The following is a 21,635-nucleotide window of genomic DNA, read 5'->3' as shown; positions in this document are numbered from 1 at the left end:
ACTGTTCAGAAATAGCTTTACCCCAATTATTTCAATTAAATTCACTCATCTGGGCGTTTCTTTTAAAAATTAATAGAACTAAAACGGATTGCGGTTACAAATTAAGTAATGTATTTGTAAGAAAAAACATTTAAAATCAAATGCTCTGAATTAAACAATCAATTGTCTATCAGCTTGAATTAATTAATTATATTTGCGCCGTCTTAAAACTATGTTAATTCTATTCGAAAAGCAATATAATTTAACGGTTATCAAGGGCAAAAAGCATAAATTTATTTTAAATCCAATGCAGATTGGCTATCTTTTAACAGCACTTAATTCAGAAAATGAATCCATTCAAAACCGCTTTATCCACCATTTTACTTTTACTTTTACAAAACATTATTTTTGCCCAGGGAGCTAAAGAAATACAGATAAGTCAAAATCAGCTGCCTAAATTCATTACTCCAAATTCCATCGCCTATTCAGATGCTCAAATAGGAAAAAAATACAATTATGATATGCTTACGCTGGGAGACAGTACTGCAATTCTAAAAAACGGAAGTGCTTATCCGCCAGACCACAAAGATTATAAACGATTAGGGATAACAACTGGAATGTATGCAGGAACTGCTGTCATTGCTTTTGGAATACTATGGGCTATGCCGGAAAGCGCCAGTAATTGGGACAAAGAAGAAATTAAAGAAAAAGGGATTTTATGGAAATGGAAAGAAAATGTAAAAGCAGGACCTGTTTGGGATGAAGATGACTGGGTTCTTAACTACATAACGCATCCCTATTCCGGAGGTGTATACTATATGACAGCGAGAAGCAGCGGTTTTACTATTTTTGAATCCTTTCTGTATTCAGCATTTATGTCTACCTGTTTCTGGGAATATGGAATCGAAGCTTTTGCTGAAATCCCATCCAAACAAGACCTTATCGTAACACCAGTATTAGGATCTGTAGTAGGTGAAGGTTTCTTTTATGCAAAAAAAAGTATTCTAAGAAACGATCACCGAATTTTAAAATCAAAATTTTTAGGATACACTTCTCTGGTTTTGATGGACCCGTTTAATACCATACTTGACGGTTTTGGATATAAGGAAAAAGTAAAAACACAGATGAATGTAGCTCCGATAGGTTTTGATAGAGGAGGTAATAAAGCTATTTGGGGACTAAATTTCAACATGCAGTTTTAATTAATTAAGAACTTTTAATACACTGAAAATATTTTTATTAAATCATTTCTTTCATTAAAATCCAAAACAAGTTTTAAGCATTAAACAGTAAAAAAAAATCAGATTTTAACATTGGTGATAAAAAATAATTATTACTTTTATTCAGTGCTAATCAACACTTTAAACAAAACTACCGTTAGTTATTAATTCAGATTAGCATCGATTGTTCACTAATTTATTAACCTTTAAAAATAATTTTTTTGAGTGAATTTAAAATTATTGCCGCTTTTATTTTTATGGTTTTAAATTATATAATTTTTCAAAAAACCATTTTAAAATATAAGCTGGTAAATAAAGCCTCTGTTAAAAAATTATAACTGATAAAAAAGTAACACCTAGGGTTCAGTAAAAGATTTACAATTCTACTAATTTTCGGTATAGAAAAACAGAATGTAACTTTAAATGTATAAATAAACCAATGGTTTTAATGTGAAATTTGGTCTTTGATGATTAAAACAGCACCCTTTAATTTACAGGCAATCCATTTAATAAAGTGATTTACGAACAGTAAATACTGGTACACATGTACCCATAGTATTAAATGCGGTTAAACATACTTTTGAAAATGTACAAAAGAGTTTTACTTTTAATTAAACCTATAAGGTATAAATAAAAGTAAAAAGAGAAAGACTAGCTAAAATAACTAGTCTTTCTTTTTTTATTCCTTTACCAGATAAATTCCGTCTTCCTTTATCTCGATAAGTTTTTCTTTGTATAAAGCTCCAATTGCCTTTTTAAAGGTCTTTTTACTCATTTTTAGCACCGTTTTAATGTCTTCGGGATGCGAATTATCAGTTAATCGCAAAAAACCTCTGCTGGCTCTCAATTCATCCAGAATTTTTTCTGCATTAGGTTCTATGCTTTGATAGCCTTGAATCTGTAAAGCTACATCAATCTTATTATCAGGTCTGATATTTTTTATATACCCGCGCATACGGTCACCTGTACGTATCGAATCATCATAAACCTCATCTTTATACAGCAGACCTTTGTGTTTTTCGTTGATAATAACATTGATTCCTAATTCTGTAATATGCGACACAATTAGATCAACCTCTTCACCTTTTTCAACAGTCAGATGATCGTTCTTTAAAAACTGGTTTAACTTGCTTGAGGCTACCAAACGGTTTGTTTTTTCATCCAAAAACAAATACACCAGATAACGTTTTCCTTTTTCCATAGGACGGGCCTGCTCTTTGAAAGGAACGAGAATATCTTTCTCCATTCCCCAATCCATAAAAGCCCCAATCTGGTTGATATAATTCACTCTTAAAAGAGCAAACTCATTCAGAAAAATATAAGGTTCCAAAGTGGTAGCGACTGGACGCTGTTCATGATCCAGATAGGCAAAAACAATAAGTTCTTCTCCTATTTCAAATTCATTGGGTACATATTTATTTGGCAAAAGTATATCGTGTTTTCCTTCCGGGTCTTTTTCTGGGTTCCCTAAAAACAGACCAACCTTGGTATCACGTAATATGGTAAGTGTATTGTATTTTCCTATTTCAATCATTATCTTGTATTTTCTAAAGGCGCAAAGGTACGAAGAGAAACGTACATTGTTAATTAAATTTATTTAAACAAAAATTTCGTTTAAAACGGGGGTATATAAACCTGCTATAATCAAAATAGATATTGGTTTAAGTCTTGAAAAACTGATTTTTTTAAGTTTATCAATATTTAATACGCCAACTGTAATACTTTATCTAAAAAATTGCCTGCAGTGGCATTTAATAATTTTTACTCTATTTCGAATACTATAGCTGTAGCAAATGGCATATTTTTAGGGCAAGTTATTAATAACCCATCAGCCGCTTCTTTCCATTTTAAATTACCATCATAGCCTAACAGCTTAACCATTCTCACCTTTTTCCCATAATGTTCTGCATCTGTACCAAGAGATTTAATTTTTATTTGGGTATTTGGAGCTGGAACACTCATACAAAATGCATATAATTTATTGTTTTTTCCAATTGTGAATCGAATATCCTGAGCATCAAACTTAAATGTAGCGTGTTTGCTTTTCAGTGCTCCTCCAGGGAGCATTTTAAGCTTTCCATTAACCATTTCGCCTTCAGCAGGAATTACCCAAGCATGACTTGCATATACTCCTTGTCCATTAAGCCGCATCCAATTCCCTACTTCTTTCAACATCTTTTGACTCGCTTCATTCATCGAACCATCAGGTAATAAAGATATACATATTGCAGCATTTCCATCACGTGCTATAGCTTCAATTACATAACGAATCATCATACCTGAATCATACGTAAAATCTGGTGCGTAAAACCAGTCTCCTACTGGAGTTTCTGCAATCCAAGGCTGATCTTTTTTTATATCTGCAGGAATACCAAACTCTTCAGTATTTACTGTCCCATTTGTTTTCTTGCGGAATTTAACAATACTAAAAGTATTTACCTCACCATGGCGTTTTAAAGTACGATTATAAAAGTCAGCCATAACACTTTGCATGGCATCTGCTTTAAAGCCGGTTCCTGTTCCATTCCCTGTAAAAGGCCCCTCTACAGTGCCATCCGTATAAACAAAATCAGGATCATAGTTTTTTACCACATCCATCATTCTTAAAGCCCAATTAGTAGCAAACCACTTGGCATATCCTAAATGATTACTAAATATTCCTGCTGGAGGAGGAGACCATTTGGAAACAGCAGCATCAGCAACACCCTTATATTCGCGCAAATCAATACCATAAAGCATTTTTGGATCGTATCCCTCCCACCATTTTCCTTTACCATCTGCAAGAGTAAGATTACCGTCATAAGGAATTCCTTTTTTGCTTCCATCCTTATCACTTCCAAAAGCTGTCTGCCACCACCACCATGTGTACTCGTGATGAAAAGTCACTCCGTAATGCATACCGTTTGCTTTGCAGGCTTTGGCCCATTCTCCTATTAAATCTCTTTTTGGTCCAATATTTACGGAATTCCATGGCTGGTATTGCGAATTCCATAAATCATAATTATCATGATGTACTCCTTGGATCATTAAAAAACGTGCGCCTGCATTCTGATAAATTTTCGTAAGCTTCTCTGGATCAAGATGTATAGGATTCCAGTCCCGCAAGACCTCTTTGTAACCTGACTCAGAAGGATGTCCATATCTTTTAACATGATTTTGATAAGCTATTTCGTCTGAATTATATAGCTTTCGTGCGTACCAGTCTCCACTTTCACCAGCCGCTTGCGGTCCAAAATGAACCCATATACCAAATTTAGCCTCACGAAGCCAGGAGGGTTCACCAGGATAATTTTTTTCTATCGATTCCCAAGTTGGCTCAAAAGGTCCTTTTTCTATAGGTATTTCCAACTTTACTTCCGTAAATGCATTCAAGTCTTCCATTGACACACTATTTATAGGTAAGGGAGCTGGTACGGCCGGCATAGGATTTTTATACTGAGCATAAAGCGGAAACTGAAGCAAAGCCAAAAGTACAAGTAAAATTTTTGTTCTCATTTTTTATAATTATCTATATTTAAATCATTTAATACCTTTCATAGCTTTAGTTATTGCAGAACATTATAAAACAGTGGCTTGAATTATTTGATAGTAACATTAAAACCCTCGCTATTTAAAGCTGATACAGAATACCATTTTTTGTTTCTGAAATTGCCTGCTGAAACGGCATTCTCTTGACATTGCTTTACTTTGGGCTTATGCAGCAACTGGTTACAATCTAACATTGCTTATACCAATCAATACTACAACTTTTTCCAAATAATAGAGCTAAATAAAGTTTCAATTGTACAAGCCTCAAATTTTAAAGCTTTTATTCAATTTATTTTCTCCTATTGCGCAGATAGAATGCTTAAACATGAGGATTAAATATACATATCCGACTTCAATTAATCTTTCCCTCAATTCAATTAAAAAAAGCCACAATATTTAAACTAACTTTGGCTTACTGCAATAACTGTGGTAAACAATAATAAAAACCAAAATTCCTACAAAAATTTAGTAATAATTATCGATATAATTTTATTGAAAACAAATAATTAACAAATATAACAGCAACTTTATATTTTATTTTTACTCAAAAACGATGTTTTATTATTCAAATCCGATATTTTTACATTAAAGACTATTTTATAGCTAAAAATATTTTTAAGTATTCATACTCATTATTGCATATTGATTATGTGAAACTGAATGATCTGCAAGTGATTCTGTAAAAGCTATTAGGCATTTTACAAATTCCTTGGGATTTAATCTGCTATAAAATTCAACTAAAGTGTCATGTGAAGGCCTGCCGTATTTGTAAGGATAAAATTGGCGAAGCCAATCAACCGCTCTTCTCCAAATCCTTCGATGAGTTCATAAGTCTGAAACCCGCTAATCACAGCCGAAAGCTTGAGAAAAATGATTTACTCTTAGCTGTATTTTATATTTCCTTTGGTGGTTCTTCTCGGATCTTTGAAAGTAGTAAAGATCTCTTTGAAAAATAAGTTTTCTAATTTAGTGCAGCCACTAGAGATCTTTTTTTTTATGGCAGACCCACTGCAATTACAGTACAAACATAAGACTCTTTTATAGCTTATTAAAATTTTTAAAAGCGAATGCCCTGGAGATTTCCTGATGTAAAATCTCCTTTAGAAAAATTTTATTTGTTTTTAACCAATGTAATATCATCAATCATACAAAAGGAATCTGCTTTGGCAGAAGCCAAAAACCCGATTTCGATACTTCCATTTTTTATGGCAACATTTGAAATAGAGATGGTTACCCAAGCATTATTTTCTTTGGTAATTTTGACATTAAATGTTTTTTTATTACTTACTGCATACATCATCAATTCATCAAAACCATTTGAGTTTTTTACTCTAGCAGTCAAAGTATACAAACCATCTTTTAAAGGAACATAAGGAGACGAAGAAATAATCTGCTTAATTTTTCTGCTAAAATCTATATTATCACTTATCTGCAGACTTTTTTCACCTGTTACTTCTTTTCTGTCCTGTTCAGTATTAAAATAATTTAAAGTTGGTGAACTTGCCTCGGTTGTACTTATTTTGTTTCCTTTAATGATTTCTGTATTCCATCCTAAAAGCTGTTCTTGAACTGGTTTAAAATTACTTGGTATTTTATTCCGATCGGCTTCAAAACTGCCATTCATTACAAAATTATTATCGCTTGCCACTGCCCATTCACCCGTTTTTTCGTCAAGATTCCATGAGCTCAATGAATTGAAATACGGCACAGCACCATCAAACGAAAGTGGGAACCATTGGTTGTAACCCAGACCATTTCCTGCAAAATCTGCCCAGCGATCGCCACAATATAAAACAGTTTCTTCTTTACTCCCTTTTATCGTGTAAAAAAAGCCAGTTTGTGTGACATGCGCATAATCCTCTGAAGAACCTTTCATAATCTGCATATTATTTGCTGGTGTATAAGGCCCCCGAATGTTATCTGAAACCAAATAATAAGCAAACGAAGAATCCCAGCCATAAATATTAGAAGCAGCCATGTAATACTTATTTTTGTATTTGAACATACAATTTCCTTCTCGACTCTCTCCTTCAAAAACTTTGCTGCAGTCTAAAAGATTAACTTTTCCGTCGACAACTCCAATTTCAGAAACATAAATTTTATTGCGTCCCTTTCCATACGAATAAATAAGATATGATTTACCGTCATCATCAGTAAATACGGTTTGATCACCCGTATTTGTAGTACCAATTAGAGGCTGCATATTAATTTTTTGATGCCAAGAAAAATTACCTGTCGGTGAATCGGCCAAAGCAATAAGTACTTCTGAACCATGCTGTACAAACATAGCGTACTTATTCATTTCCTTAATAAATGTAACTCCAAGACGTCCTACCCAAGTTCCCTTTCCTTCAGGATTTGTTACTGCCTTTGTCAAAACATCTCCCTCAACATTCCAATTCACAAGATCAGTAGAACTATAACAGGTAACCGACTCAAATGTGGCATTTTTTAATGTAACCGAAGGATTTTTGCGGTAAATATCGGCTTCTTGGTATTGAACTCCGTACCAATAATATTTTTTTTCGCCTGTTTTTGGGTCGGGAAAACGAAAGATTCCTCCTCCTTGACTGTAGATTGGCGTTCCTTTTTGAGTATCCCAAAACACATCATTTTTTATGTTTTTTAATTGTGCATCTGCCATTAAGGGTAAACCCAGAAAAAATATTATTAAAAATATATTCTTCATTTCCTGTTTCAATGTATCCGATTGATTCATAATGATTATTTTGATTTTCTTTTCAATGCTAAAATAAATCCAATGTTTTTACAAAATCATCCTGTACTGTCCCGAATAACTTTTTTAATCAATTTTAATCGGTTCAGCCGCTTAACAATTGACTAAATTTTATAAACTGAAATGACACTATCAGCTATTTGACATTTCAGTTTAGCCACAATTTTCCTTAATTTACTGCAAAAAAAAGCGCCTCAATGAGACGCTTTTCAAATAATATTCAAAACTCTAACTGTAAGCACTTTCCCTTCCAAAATGAAGAGTTAACAAATAGTAAACAACTGCACGATATTTATTTTTATTAGACTCTCCATATTGCTTTAATACAGCATCAATTCCTGCTTTAAGGGCTGGAGTATCAGGTAAGCCTAGTTTTTTAATCAAAAAATTTTTCTTTACAGTGACTATTTCTGATTGCTGTGTTCCAGCAATAACAGAAGAATCAGGATTATATATAGACGGACCGCAGCCTATTGTAACTTTAGTTAATAAATCCATATCTGGATTAATCCCGCATTTTTCTTTTAAGTCTGCTGCGTACTTAATAATTAATACATCTTTTGCGCTCATAACAATAAAATTAAGTTGGTTAACCTTTTTTATAACTAACTCAAATTTAGTGATTTATTATTTATGTGTGCGATTTTTATTCATTATTTTTTCATAAAATTATTATTTATTGAATTTGAAAACAATTTTATCCATAAGATTGTTCCTGCGTAATATTTAAATCCAATTACTACAAATTGTATTAACTCTAAAAAAAGGATATCAAAAAAATGTCATTCTTAAATATTGAAACAAAAAATTTCTAAACTCACAAAAAACCATAAAAAATTACAGAAAATACTTTTAAAAAAATTATTTCTTAATTGCATAATAAATCTTTTTTACAACTGGAATTCCAGTACCTGTAATTCCCTCTAAAGCGACTTTTACTTTCGTTTCGACACCGCTGTTAAAATAATTTAAAACAGCATTGCCTGTTTTATCAGGATGCACATACGGATTCCAATAAATTGTGTTTCTTAAAGCCGCTTTATCATCCAGTTCTAAATTCGGTTTTTCCGGATTGGGTACATAAAAAATACGTGCTGTATAAAATCCTTCCAATTCTTTCTTAATAGAATGAAAAGTTTCTTTTTTAGGCTTATTACCAGCATTCCCATTTGTAGTAATTGCGATAACACCATTTGCCGCCGCATTTCCATAATACGCTGTCGCCTGGGTGCTTCTGACTGCATCTATTTTTACAACATCAGCAGGCAAAACAAAGCCTAACTGTAAATTATCAATCACCTCGAAACCATCTATTATAAAAAGAGGACTTCCTTCATAACGTGTAAATCGAACAGAATCAATATTAACAGTCACTCCAGGAATGGTTTGCTCAATAAGCTGGTAGATGTCCGTAAACCCTGCAGTACTTCCATTGGCTGCATAGCTAAAATCGGGTATTGCAAGCATAGAAGGCCTGCTGTTTTTATTTTTGGCACTAATAGTAACTTCGCCTAAAACATTTTCAGGTTTTACCCCAAAAGCCACGAATTTTTTATGCACATTTTCAAAAACTTCTTGTTCTATCGCTGATAAACTGTTTGAGTCACTTTTAAAAGACACTGGTATTGGAGGCTGTTCAATAGGGTCTGCTACTATTTCTCCTTTAAACTTCCCTTTTTCATTCCTTGAATTTAAATACATGGTAGTTTTTCCTGAAAACATAAGATTTTCAAATTTAAAAACGCCCAGCGAATCGGTAACAGCATTAAAAAAATTAAAACGCTTTTTATTCATTAATGCCAATGTCATATTATTATTAACTAATGGCTTTCCTCCAAGAAGCTGTTTTACTTTCCCCGATATTGTGATTCCTTTTTCTGCTGTATAGTTAATGCTTTCGATATTCATTGGAGCAGTTTTCCACACAAAATCCCGCCAGCCTTGGGTTAAAAGCAAATTATCCAAATGATCTAATCGTTTTAAATTAGCGGTATCAAAATAATAACCCGGATCATGAACCTTTCCTCTTATATCCGATTCCATCAGAAAATATGAACTAATGTTCGAACCAAAGTCTTTATCCTCCAATATTCCGTTCATGTCAGTAACGCTTAATGAAAAACTTGCAGATTTGGCTACTCCGGATTTCGTTTTTGAACTCACATTTATTGCAGTTTTTTCCTGTGGCTTATATACTGGTTTATCTGTTGTTAACTGTACTTCTAAATCGTGCTCTTTTTCAATAAATACTAATCGCTCGCTTTGTGGTTTTGAACTGCTGTCATAAAGCGTTATCTGACTTATTCCTTCGGGAGTTTTATCCTTTGGAAGCTCCAAAGACAATACAGTTTCTGTCAGTGTGTGTGTAGTTTCCAAATAGGAAACTCCTCTTGCTTTACAAACCAATGCAAGTGCTCCATTAGGATTATGGGCTAAGGTTTCAGGATTTGTAATAATGGTTATAATATTTTTGCCTTTGATCAATCTAAAACTTAACAAATATCCCTCCTTAGAAGATTTTGGAAGTTCTATACGGTATTCAGTACCAATAACAGTTGTAACTTTGGCATAATAGTTTTTCCCTCCAATTGGAATAATTTGAAATTTCCCCATCCCATCATGCGAGCTTTCAAAAGAGGTCACCAATTCGTTATCTGAATCGTAAACTTCTCCTTTAATATCAATTGGGTTACCGCTGTTATCAACGGCTTTAAAACCAACAACACTAGCAGTATTCTCTAAAAGCGAACCGCCTTCTGGAAAAAAATCAACCTTAATAGTGTTTTGAGTGCCAGTTGTAAGCGCTTTAATTACCTTAGCATTCTCCAACACCAATGAAGGAGCCGGATTTGCTTCAAAAGCATTAAGAATATCAATATCTTTTTTAAAGACAAAATCTTCACCAAAATTTCTGTTCCAATTGGTATAGGCCCGTAATTGATAATGTCCAGGTTTTACGCCAAGTGAGTCTGCTAACTTAAAATCACCGTGCCCTAAACCTATCTCTAAATTTGTTTTTTTTCGGGCGATTATTTTAGAATCGGGAGCAATTAATTCGACATATAAAATATTACTGTTATCAAAAAGCACATTATTAACAGCACGTACATCATAAGCTTTATACCATAAATCTTCGCCTATAAAATAACTTGACCGGTCTGTGTGGAGGTAAATTTTTTCAATTTCAGGATTCTTTTTTTCCTGTGCCTGCAAAAAACCAATTGATAAAACAATCCATAAAAAACAAAGAAAACTACAGTTTCTGCAATAAGATTTAAACATTCAATTTATTTTATAAATTAAACAATGCTAAAGTGTTAAAACATGTAAAAATCTTATAATTTTATGAGATAAAAAAAATATTACAGAAAAAAAATACTCCTATTACATCATTATTTTGAAATAATAATGGATAAAATTTGTCTTTTGATAAATATACGCCAACTAGAATAAAGAAAAACACCATTCTTTTTTTATGTTAACTCCTTAAAATACTGCAACAATACAGCATCATTTTCCAATGTTGGTGTAAAAACTTCCAAAATTATGGGATTACTATTTTGCAGATACAATGATTCCAATCCGTTTTTCAAACTAGTTTCATCAGCAGCTGTAATATAATCCAGACCATACATCTTTGCCAAATGCTCCGCAGTCAGATCATGGAATGTTTCAAAAAAAGTATTAAAAACAGGAGTTTCCGAATGGCCCGGCAAAATCCTAAAAATCCCTCCTCCACCATTATTAATCAGAATAATTTTGAAGTCTTTCGGAATATAATTGTTCCAAAGCGCATTGCTGTCATATAAAAAACCAATATCGCCAGTTATAAAAACAGTTGGTTTACCATTTCCAACCGCAGCTCCAATCGCTGTTGAAGTACTGCCGTCGATACCGCTGGTTCCTCTATTGCAGAATACTTCAATCGATGAATCTATCGGAATCAACTGCGCATAACGTATAGCTGAGCTGTTACTTATCTGCAGCTGGCTGTTTTTAGGAAGACTCTCAATTACTTTCTCAAAAACCTTGAAATCTGTAAAAGGGATTTTGGACAAATAATTATCATTTTTTTCTTTACGGAATTTTCTAAGCGTATCCAATCGGGAAAAATAATCACTCTCCACTTTTGATGTCAATGGCAAAAAGGCATTAAAAAAAGTATTAGGATCCAATTCGAAATGTTTTGTCAGACAGCCAAAAGTATCGTATGCTCTTAATGTATCAATGTGCCAATGGTGTTTTGGCTGGTATTTTCGCAGGAAAGCCTTAATTCGTTTAGAGACAACCATTCCGCCAAAAGTAATCAAAATTTCAGGACGAAATGCCTCAAAATCTTCAGCTGTAAAAGGTGTAATGATTGTATCTATGCTAGTAATAAAACTTTCGTGGTGCACATTCGAAGTATTCTCGGTCATCACCGCCACCGATTCCTTCTGAGCCAAAGCTTCAATCGTTGTTTCAGAAATTGAATTAGGTTCGTTAACACCTATCAAAACCAATTTGCGGGAAGTATTGTTCCAAATGTCAGCGTATTGTTTTAAATCCTCCAAATCAACAGTCTGCGGTTCATTTGCGGAAGCGAAAACTTTACTATTAACACTTAACTCGGAAACAGTTTCGTACAAAGGTTCTTCGAATGGAGCGTTAATATGAACCGGTCCTTTTTTGTCAATTGCAGTATTAATCGCTTCATTTATTTTTATGTCGTTTTCTTCTGAAGCGTCTTCCAGTAAATTAGCATTGTACAGCGAATGGTTAGCAAATACGTTTTCCTGACGAATGGTTTGCCCGTCGCCAATATCGATCTTGCTCTGCGGTCTGTCTGCCGAAATCACAATAAGCGGAATTTCGCTGTAGAACGCTTCCGCAAAAGCTGGATAATAGTTCAGCAATGCCGAACCCGATGTACAAACCACAACTGTAGGCTTGCGCGTCTGCTGGGCAATTCCCAAAGCAAAAAAGGCGGCGGCACGCTCATCGGCGATGCTGTAACACTGAAACTCAGGATTACTGGCAAAACCTATCGTGAGAGGTGCGTTTCTGGAACCGGGAGATATTATAATGTTGGTGATTTCTTTGGATAAAAAAATTTGAAGTATGCTTTGTGCTAATGGTATTTTGGGATAAATCATTTAAAAGGTTTAAATAGTTTTGAAAAGATTTGGCGAATTTTGTGCCAAACGAACTCCTAAAAGCTGTTTTGCAAAGTTACAAAGTTGCCAAAGCATTTCTGCTGATTTTAGTTATATTTTCATAATTTTGGACTACAGATAATTAAAAATGGAAATCAGATTAAGACCTTACCAAATCCAAGACACAGAAGCAATATTAGATATAATCAATTATAATATTCTAAATTCAACTGCCTTGTACGATTATAGCATTCGGACTTACGAACAGCAAAAGTCTATATTGGAAGATAAAATCAATAAACATTTTCCCGTAATTGTAGCAGAAATAGACGGTAAAGTGGCTGGTTTCGGAATGTATGGCGAATTTAGATTTCGGGAAGCCTATAAATTTACGGTAGAGCATTCCGTGTATGTTGACAATGATTATCAAGGAAAAGGAATTGGAAAAATTTTACTGGCCGAGTTAATCCAGCTGGCCAAAAATCAAAAACTCCATACAATGATTGCCGTAATTGATGCCGAAAACCAAAGCAGTGTTGATTTTCATGAGAAGTTTGGTTTTAAAACTGTTGGAATCATCAAAGAATCAGGTTACAAATTCGATCGCTGGCTTGATTCTGTATTTATGCAGTTAATACTGGAGTCTTAAAGTTATAAAGTCAAAAGTTTGTAAAGTCACTGTATTGCGAATTTGACTTTATGACTTTCGACTTTATGACTTTAAGACTTGTAACTTTATAGTATCTTTGCACTTTTATAAATACTATGAGTTTTACACTTCTTTCTTCTCCCCTGCAGGGATTCACTGATTTTCGATTCCGTAACGCACAAAATAAAATATTCGGCGGAATTGATACTTTTTATTCTCCATATATCCGTTTAAATGGAAAACTCGAAATAAAAAATTCATATCACCGTGACCTGCTTCTAGAGAACAATGACACTTTAGAAGTCATTCCACAGGTTATTACCAATGATGCCGAAGAGTTTTTATTTGTCGCCAAATATGTTAGAGAATTGGGATACAAAGAATTGAACTGGAATCTGGGCTGTCCGTATCCAATGGTGACTAAATCAGGAATGGGTTCTGGATTGATTAAAAATACTGAACAAATCAACAACATTCTGGACAGAGCACATTCTGAAACGGATATTATTGTGTCGATGAAAATGCGTCTGGGATACGATACTACTGAAGAAATTCTAGACGTTTTGCCAATTTTAGATACTTATCCAATAAAAAACATTGCCATTCACGCCCGCATAGGCAAACAATTGTACAAAGGCGGTGTTCATCTGGATGCGTTTCAGCAATGCATCGACAATACAAAGCACAAACTGTATTACAACGGCGATATTACTTCGGTAGCAAAATTTCATGAAATGCAGGAGCGTTTTCCTTCGATAGACCACTGGATGATCGGCCGAGGATTAATTGCTGATCCGTTTTTGCCTAGCATGATAAAAAACAACACTACTGAATATCCTAAAAACAAGATGGAACTATTCAGTGCGTTTCATGATACTTTATACGAAGGTTACAGCGAATCTTTATCGGGGCAGACCCATATTTTATTGAAAATGCACCATCTTTGGGAGTACTTTTCAGTTATTTTTTCGAACCCTCACAAAGTCCATAAAAACATCAAAAAAGCAAAAAGCATCCGAAATTACGAAGCCACTGTCAAGGAAATTATTGCAAAAGAAAAATAAAAAAAGGAGTCTGCCGCTAGCAACAACAGACTCCACAACAAACAAATTAAATTCTAAGATTTAAAAGTTATAAGTAATCATTCCTTTGAGGTAAAAAGGGGTTCCTGGCGTAAAATGAATTTCTTCGACAGGTGCAGGTTCATTTTGTAATCGTGATTCGGTGGCAAATTGGGTTTCATTCCATTTGGTATTGAATAAATTTTGAATCGAAATACCAAATAGTATCCTTTTATTATAGGTATAATTCAGATTGCAATCGGCGACAAAATAGCCTTTGGCAATTATCGAATTGTCTTCATTTGCAGGTCTGTCATCCATATAGCGATAACGGATTCCTCCCGAAAAATTTTTCCAATTCTGCAGACTAATTCCGCCCGTCGTTGTAAATGCTGGCGCCAGCGGAATATAATCCTCACCTTTTGGATCATCTATACTTCTAGCGTGAGTATAATTTCCATCAAAATCAAAAAACAAAAAGTTATTCAATTGGTAACGTAAACCTAAATCAAGCCCCATTCTTTTGGTTTTTCCGCTAGGCTCTACAATTCCTGCATCGCCAACATACACAAACTCTTGCTGTAAATACAAATACCACAAAGCCGAATTGACGATTAGCTTTGGAAAAGGCTTCCAAATCGTTCCTACATCAGTACCTATAGCAGTTGGCAAAATTTCCTCTCCACTATTCGCAACCACAACTCTGGTATCATTGGAGTGAAATCCCATCCCCGATTTTACAAAAAACTGTAAATCGTTATTTTCAGAATAAATGAAGTTTAACTTGGGAGAAATTTTCATCTTGTCCTGAGTTTGTGTTTCATAATTAACTTGCAGTTTGTCCAAATAATTGAACTTAAAATAATCCAATCGAACTGCAGGATTGATGATCAGTTTGCCCAAAGTAATTTCGGTATTCAAATAAGTAAACATATTCGATTGATCGATATCGCCCAATTTTATTTGTTCCAAAGTTGTATTTCGGTTTACTGTGTGTGATAATTCGGTGTCTTTGGTCTGATCGTTGCGGGCACCAACACCAATCTGGTATAAAACTTCGGTTTCGCCATAAAGATGCTTGTTATTCAATTCTGCATTTATTCCATAAATATTCCTGTTTTCTTTTTGACGAATTTGGTCGCCATTTATTGGATCTTCCAAGAAAAATGTAAAATTCGAATACAATTCAAATTGATAATTACTGTAAAAAGTATTCGCTTTCAAAAAAGTATTTGCATCTATTGACTTATTTATCGCTACATTAAAATTAGTTCTGGAAGTATTTCCTCCTTCGGTATCATCAACAGAACCAAATCTTGAGATAATTCCTGCATCAACCAACCGCTGTGGAATTTGCCCAGAAGCATCCCATTTGCTTGAAAAGCGCGAACCTAAAATAGAAACAGTGCTATTGTCCTCCAAAACTGCCGAATATTTACCCAAAATATTGATTCGGTTAAAATTTTGAGGTGAGTCAAACGGACCGTCAGTCATAATATATTCGGTTGCCAAATAAGCACTCTGCTTTTTTTGTTTACCCAATAAATCAAATAATCCGATAGTTCTAAAAGTATTGAACTGACCAATTTCGACTCCAATACTGCTGTTTTCCAGTTTATCCTTGGTTTTGAAATCAACATAACCGGCCGTATTAAAATCACCCTTATTGGCATAATACGTTCCTTTTCCGAAATCTATTTTGTCAACCGTTTCCGGAATTACAAAATGAAGATCCGAATAGCCTTGCCCATGCGCATGAGAAACCATGTTTACTGGCATTCCATCAACAGAAAGGGCTACATCAGTACCATGATCCACATCAAATCCTCTCAAAAACATCTGCTCCGCTTTTCCTCCGCCCGCATGCTGACCTATAAACAATCCAGGTACTTTGCGTAATATTTCTTGGGTAGAATTAACAGGCGAAGTTTCTAAATCAATTTTGGTAATCACATTCATAGCCGACAATTTTGGCTGAATAATAACTTCTGATAATTGAAAACTATCCGCTTCAAGAGTGATCAAAACCGTATCATTAGTTATTGTATAAGTTGTCTTTTTATAACCCAAAGCACTAATTTTCAAAATATTTTCGGCAGTTGTTTTTTCGATGCTAAAGACACCCAACTCATTAGTATGCGCATGACTTTCAGTAGTGGTATTTAGTACATACGCATTTTCTATTGGGTGCCCGAAAGCATCAATAATTTTTCCATTTACAGTTTGAGCATGAGAATACAAGCCAATAAAAGCGATTAAAATCAACAGGTTTTTTTTCATTGGAGAATTTTATAATTGGGAAATTTTACTTTCGAGATTCGGACCTAATTCATAAGTACTTTTTAATAATTCTTCTTTAATAGGCGGAATCCTTTCGGCAAAATCATTCGATTTGTAAATAGCTGCCAAGTGGTATTGCACTCTAGGCTCAAATGATTTCCCTGCTACATGCCTTTGAGCAATTTCCAGCGCTTTTTTAACATTCCCAACATTATAATACGACCAGGCCAATAAATCATACGAATCTGGTGTTGGTCTATGGTCTACTTCTATTTTAGCAATTTCTAATGCTTTCGGAGCTGTTTCTTTTTTATCTGCAAATAATAAAACATTGTATTTATTGTACATAGCGCCGTAATTATTAGTTTTCAGCATTGCAAAATATGCTGCCGTATTTGTATTTTCTTCGGCAGAGTTTCCTTCATACTGCGCAATCTGGGCTTTCAGCAGATAAAAATCGGGAGTGTTATGAGTTTTTGAAATCGTTTCAATTATTCTTTTCGCTTCAGCAGTATTTCTTTCGTGGGAAAAAACAATCCATGCAATTCCTTTTAAAGCATAGGAATAATTTGGATCTAATTCCAATGTCTGCAGATAACTTTTGTACGATTCCTGAATACGTCCTGCGTGACCGTAAAAATCACCCAAATTAGAGTAGGACCAAATTCGCAGTGTTTTATTGTCTTCTTTCTCGGCAATCGTTCTGGCTTTCTCCATAAATTGTATCGCTGTTGATAAATCTCCTTTATGATCGTTCCATTTTGCAATCCGAATTAAATAATCATAGTCGTTAAAGTCTTTAATGGCTTCAAGATTTTTGACTGCTTCATCGTAATTTCCAAGCTCCATCTGCCCATCAAAAAGTAATTTTTGAGTTTCTTTTTTTCCTTCACCAATTGCAAAAGCCTTATTGGCTAAAACTAAAGCTTCTTTAAAACGATGCTGTGAAATATAATTTCTGGCCAAAGAACGCAATGTTCCTACTCTGCCGTAATTATTGGCTTTATTGGCCTCTTCAAGAAGTGATTCTGTTTTATACAAATTTCCAATGGCACCGGTATATTCAAAAATCACAGCATAATTGGATGCTAATTGTCCCAAATAAGTACTTTGATTTGGAGCTCTGTCTAGTTTGTCTTCCCAAAAAATAATTTCCTTATGAGCCATATCAAGTGATTTATTATCGCTTATATGCAAATATTTTTCATAATCTTCAGCATTTGTAATTTGATTACTTGGATTGTTACTACAACTTGCTAGCAGTATAAGGCATAACAATACCAAAATGTTTTTAACTGTTTTCATAATAACTTATTTGTTTGTTGTTGAAAATAAAAACAGAACAAGCAGTAGGAACTTGCTCTGTTTTTAAAATAAATTACCAAGCTGCAGCTAAGTATGGGAATGAAGTTCCGAAGGCTGCGTCATTTGCGTTTACATGGTCTGAAGTCAATTGAGGATTTGAAGTTCCAGCTGAACCGCCAAAAATCAGTAACAATTCCACATCAATCACATCATCAGCCAAAGCTCTTCCTGTGAGAACATTTGTACCATCAAAAAAAGTGGTCTTTTTAGTCGTGGATACATTCAGTACATCGGTAGCCAAAAGTCCTGTAAATGCAGCAGCCGATTGTCCCAAAGCATTCATGTTATAAGCTGGATTCAAAGCCATCAGTCTCGATTGAAAAATCGGCTGATATTTGCTCCCCATATCCGATGGAATAGCAGCATTAAAATCATCTTTTGGCTGTCCGGATGCTATAAAAACGGTGTTTATTGCTGGTCTGGCCATTTGATCCTGCTGTACATACGTTCCTGAAAAATCCTTCATTTCGGTACCGCCATTGTTATTATCGTTATTATCACAATTTGCAGAAACCAATGCCGCAGCAAGTGCGATTGTCATCATTTTTAATTTATTCGTTTTCATACTATTATCTTTAAGTTTTAAATACTATTTCTTATTGTTTTTTCTTAGTTTCAGCCCAAACGTTTAAAGTTCCTGAGCCTCCCAGCATCGCTTTTGGCACTTCAACAACAACCGACAAAACATTTGTCCCTGCAAAAGTGTCTACACCCGGGTTATTAAATCCAGCTGCAGTTCCTCCGAGAATTTTTTGAAATTGACCTAAATCAAAGAAAAACGGATCGTCCCTTGGTCCTGCAAAAAACTTCATTCCGTTTTTAGACGCTGTTACCGGAGTCATTTTATAAGCAGAAATTGCAACGTCTCCAGAAGCTTTACTTACATCTATGGAACTGTTTTTTCCAGTCATGGAAGGTTTATAAGGTCCGAAGAAATACATTTTATCACCCCTTTTTACAGCCTGAATTACTAAATCTTCAACATTATCGCCTGTGTTGTCAATATTTACTTCGATCATCACATTTTCATTAAATACTGCTTCAGCAGTTTTATTAGGAGATAACAATCCTTGGGTATTAACAGCAAAAACTAAATTATTGGTGTCCTGTCCCTGAAAAGTGAACATGTCTGTAATGTCTGCCGCATTACCGGTTACTGAAGGCGCATCAATGTGATCTGCCGCAATTAGAACTAATCCTGAAACTGCCAAGAATGAAAGTCCTAATACTAATTTTGATTTTTTCATTTTATTATAATTTTTATAGTTATAAGAGCATTTACGCAATTGATTTGCTTTTGGTTTTAAAAAAATCAAAAAAAGTTAAAATAAATTCTAATAAACTAATTTTCAATACTTTGCAATTAAAAAATATTAAATTTTAAAATCAGATTTATTTATTTTCGATAATTATTAAAAATGTCAGGAATTAAAATGATTTGTATATGTTTGTAAATCACAAATCAAAACACCATGACGCAAGAAGAATTATTAGTTTTAATTTATAGTAAGGATGAAAAAGCTTTTACGCATTTATACGATATGTACTCTAAAAGTCTGTTTGCGGTCATCAATACTTTAGTCAAAAACCGGGAAGAAGCCGAAGATATTCTACAGGAAGTATTTGTAAAAATTTGGAAAAATATCGATTCATATCATGAAAGCAAAGGGCGCTTTTACACATGGATAATCAACATTGCACGCAATACTTCTATCGATAAACTGCGTTCCAAAAATTTTAATAACAGTCAAAAAAACCTTTCTTCGGATAATTTCGTAAATCTATTAGACGACAGCAATAAACTGTCACATAAAATTGATGCTATCGGAATTCAGGAATTTGTAAAAAAACTAAAACCCAAGTGTATCCAGATTATCGATCTGTTATTTTTTAAAGGATACACGCAGCAGGAAGCTTCGGAAGAATTAGCAATACCATTGGGGACTGTTAAAACACAAAACAGAAATTGTATTAACGATTTACGACTTTATTTAAAATTATAATGGATACAAAACAATATATAGACTCCGGAATTTTAGAGCTTTATGTTTATGGTTTACTTAGCGAAACAGAAAACATAGAGATTGCCGCTTTGGCAAAAGAGTACAGTGAAATAAACGATGAAATTATTTCGATTGAGAAAGCTATTGTAGCCTTATCTTCGACTTTTTCTCCATTTCATTCGGTTGCTAATTATGAAAAAATTAAAGCCAAATTAGAGCTGAAACACGGAAAAGTTGTTGAAATGACTCCGTCAAAATCAAAATATACTTATATCGGCTGGGCTGCAGCTGTAGTTTTATTATTAGGCATTGGCTATCAATACCTGCAGCTCAATGAGACCAAAAATCAAGTAGCTGAAATAAATTCTGAAAAAGAAAATCTGATTAAAACAGTAGATTCATTAGGTATAAAAAACAAAACCATCGAAACGGGTCTGGCTGTGATTCGTGATCCAAAAAATACTGTAGTAAGCTTGGGCGGGCAGACGGTCTCGCCTGCTTCATTTGCAAAAATATATTGGAACAAAGAAACCAAAGCCGTGTATGTAGATGCATCGGGTCTGCCGAAACCGCCAAAAGGAATGGTTTACCAAGTTTGGGCTTTAAAATTAGCACCCGTCTTAACACCGACAAGTATTGGATTACTTGCAAATTTCACTGCTAATGACCAAAAAATATTCGAAGTCAGCGACGCTGGTTTTGCCGAAGCTTTTGGAATAACATTAGAACCAGAAGGCGGAAGCACTTCGCCAACAATGGAGCAATTATATACTTTAGGAAAAGTTTAGATTAAGCCTTTATTTTAATAATTTTTATATGACTTTGCGCAAATAATATCATGTATTTTTTGCCGCTGATTACACAGATTATCACAGATTTCATTACTCTTTTTATAAAAAATCTGTGTAAATCTTTTTAATCTGTTCTGTGGCTGATTCAATCAGTTTGATATTAGCTAAGAATAGTAATAAATTTTTATATCTCACAAAAAAGAGTTTGCGATGCAAACTCTTTTTTATAACTGAATACTGAATACTGCTAACTGAATACTATCCCTTAATCCAATTTACCACTTCCGGATCTGTTGGCAGGGTTTTTGGAGAAATTACTTTTACTAATTCCCCTTTTTCATTGATAAGGTATTTTTGGAAATTCCATTTTACTTCAGAATCTTCCAATCCATTTTTAGACTTTTTAGTCAAAAACTGATAAACGGCACACATATCATCCCCTTTTACCGAAACTTTATCCATCATAGGAAAGGTAACTCCGTAGTTTAACTGACAAAAACTAGCAATTTCCTCATTAGTACCCGGTTCTTGTGAAGCAAAGTTATTGGCTGGAAAACCAACAATTACAAAACCTTTGGAAGCATACTCTTTATATAATGCCTCCAGATCTTTATACTGAGGTGTCAATCCGCATTTTGAAGCAGTATTGACAATCATAATTTTTTTGCCTTTTAGCGAAGCAAAATCAAACGTCTTTCCGTACAAATCTTCAACTTTGAATTGATAAATATTTTGTTTCACTTGTGCCTGAATTTGGATATTAAAAAGAAACATTGCGCAGAACGCTGCTATTATATTTTTCATAGTTTATTTTTTGATATAAAATTAAACAAATATCCCTGTTATTTAATGTTACAAATGTTAATAAAAACAGAAAGTATTTCTGG

The 21,635-nt window shown here is 34.0% G+C and carries 16 protein-coding genes; 5 read left to right on the top strand and 11 right to left on the bottom strand.

All coding sequences use genetic code 11. The features are described 5' to 3' along the window. Positions 1-326 precede the first annotated feature (326 nt). Positions 327-1,181 carry a DUF3943 domain-containing protein gene (locus tag OZP07_RS08240; protein ID WP_281637943.1) on the top strand — a complete coding sequence of 285 codons (855 nt, stop codon included), beginning with the start codon at positions 327-329 and terminating at the stop codon, positions 1,179-1,181. Between the two features lie 697 nt (positions 1,182-1,878). Here the strand turns inward: OZP07_RS08240 and OZP07_RS08235 are convergent. The 6 genes from OZP07_RS08235 to menD all read right to left on the bottom strand — a co-directional run bounded on the left by OZP07_RS08235 (position 1,879) and on the right by menD (position 12,599). Further along, positions 1,879-2,733: a CvfB family protein gene (locus OZP07_RS08235; RefSeq protein WP_281637942.1), complete on the bottom strand. Its 855-nt coding sequence runs from the start codon at positions 2,731-2,733 to the stop codon at positions 1,879-1,881. 227 nt (positions 2,734-2,960) lie between these two features. After that, positions 2,961-4,694, bottom strand: a complete 1,734-nt coding sequence (locus tag OZP07_RS08230) for an alpha-L-fucosidase (protein ID WP_281637941.1) — start codon at positions 4,692-4,694, stop codon at positions 2,961-2,963. A gap of 1,144 nt (positions 4,695-5,838) precedes the next feature. Further along, positions 5,839-7,446, bottom strand: a complete 1,608-nt coding sequence (locus OZP07_RS08225; RefSeq protein ID WP_281637940.1) for a family 43 glycosylhydrolase — start codon at positions 7,444-7,446, stop codon at positions 5,839-5,841. A 246-nt stretch (positions 7,447-7,692) separates the two neighbouring features. After that, on the bottom strand, positions 7,693-8,034 hold the full coding sequence (locus OZP07_RS08220; protein WP_194642327.1) for a DUF2853 family protein: 342 nt from the start codon (positions 8,032-8,034) through the stop codon (positions 7,693-7,695). Between the two features lie 291 nt (positions 8,035-8,325). Beyond that, positions 8,326-10,746 (bottom strand): hypothetical protein, encoded by a 2,421-nt coding sequence (locus tag OZP07_RS08215; protein WP_281637939.1) that lies wholly within the window; start codon positions 10,744-10,746, stop codon positions 8,326-8,328. A 191-nt stretch (positions 10,747-10,937) separates the two neighbouring features. Beyond that, positions 10,938-12,599: a 2-succinyl-5-enolpyruvyl-6-hydroxy-3-cyclohexene-1-carboxylic-acid synthase gene (gene menD / locus OZP07_RS08210; protein ID WP_281637938.1), complete on the bottom strand. Its 1,662-nt coding sequence runs from the start codon at positions 12,597-12,599 to the stop codon at positions 10,938-10,940. A gap of 148 nt (positions 12,600-12,747) precedes the next feature. Here menD and OZP07_RS08205 point away from each other — a divergent pair, with 148 nt between their 5' ends. Both OZP07_RS08205 and OZP07_RS08200 read left to right on the top strand, forming a co-directional pair. Next, positions 12,748-13,248, top strand: coding sequence for a GNAT family N-acetyltransferase (locus tag OZP07_RS08205; protein WP_281637937.1), 501 nt, complete (start codon positions 12,748-12,750; stop codon positions 13,246-13,248). A 116-nt stretch (positions 13,249-13,364) separates the two neighbouring features. Beyond that, on the top strand, positions 13,365-14,312 hold the full coding sequence (locus OZP07_RS08200) for a tRNA dihydrouridine synthase (protein WP_281637936.1): 948 nt from the start codon (positions 13,365-13,367) through the stop codon (positions 14,310-14,312). A gap of 60 nt (positions 14,313-14,372) precedes the next feature. On the opposite strand, the gene OZP07_RS08195 is transcribed toward OZP07_RS08200, so the two are convergent. From OZP07_RS08195 to OZP07_RS08180, 4 genes are all read right to left on the bottom strand, one after another. Further along, positions 14,373-16,589, bottom strand: coding sequence for a TonB-dependent receptor (locus OZP07_RS08195; protein ID WP_281637935.1), 2,217 nt, complete (start codon positions 16,587-16,589; stop codon positions 14,373-14,375). Positions 16,590-16,598: 9 nt separating this feature from the next. Beyond that, positions 16,599-17,894 (bottom strand): tetratricopeptide repeat protein, encoded by a 1,296-nt coding sequence (locus tag OZP07_RS08190; RefSeq protein WP_281637934.1) that lies wholly within the window; start codon positions 17,892-17,894, stop codon positions 16,599-16,601. A gap of 73 nt (positions 17,895-17,967) precedes the next feature. Next, entirely contained in the window at positions 17,968-18,519 is a 552-nt protein-coding gene (locus OZP07_RS08185; protein WP_194642291.1) for a DUF4331 family protein, read from the bottom strand. Between the two features lie 31 nt (positions 18,520-18,550). Then, on the bottom strand, positions 18,551-19,201 hold the full coding sequence (locus OZP07_RS08180; RefSeq protein ID WP_281637933.1) for a DUF4331 family protein: 651 nt from the start codon (positions 19,199-19,201) through the stop codon (positions 18,551-18,553). Positions 19,202-19,426: 225 nt separating this feature from the next. Here OZP07_RS08180 and OZP07_RS08175 point away from each other — a divergent pair, with 225 nt between their 5' ends. Next, complete coding sequence (locus tag OZP07_RS08175) at positions 19,427-19,957, top strand: RNA polymerase sigma factor (RefSeq protein WP_281637932.1); 531 nt, start codon at positions 19,427-19,429, stop codon at positions 19,955-19,957. Further along, positions 19,957-20,745: an anti-sigma factor gene (locus OZP07_RS08170; RefSeq protein ID WP_194642288.1), complete on the top strand. Its 789-nt coding sequence runs from the start codon at positions 19,957-19,959 to the stop codon at positions 20,743-20,745. The genes OZP07_RS08175 and OZP07_RS08170 overlap by 1 nt, the downstream gene beginning before the upstream one ends. Positions 20,746-21,006: 261 nt before the next feature. Here the strand turns inward: OZP07_RS08170 and OZP07_RS08165 are convergent, their stop codons facing one another. Beyond that, positions 21,007-21,552 carry a glutathione peroxidase gene (locus tag OZP07_RS08165; protein ID WP_194642287.1) on the bottom strand — a complete coding sequence of 182 codons (546 nt, stop codon included), beginning with the start codon at positions 21,550-21,552 and terminating at the stop codon, positions 21,007-21,009. Positions 21,553-21,635 lie beyond the last annotated feature (83 nt).

Origin of the sequence: Flavobacterium marginilacus (assembly GCF_026870155.1) — a bacterium.
Lineage (GTDB): Bacteria > Bacteroidota > Bacteroidia > Flavobacteriales > Flavobacteriaceae > Flavobacterium > Flavobacterium marginilacus.
Note: the sequence above shows the minus strand (reverse complement) of the source record. Positions and strands in the feature narration are given on the sequence as shown.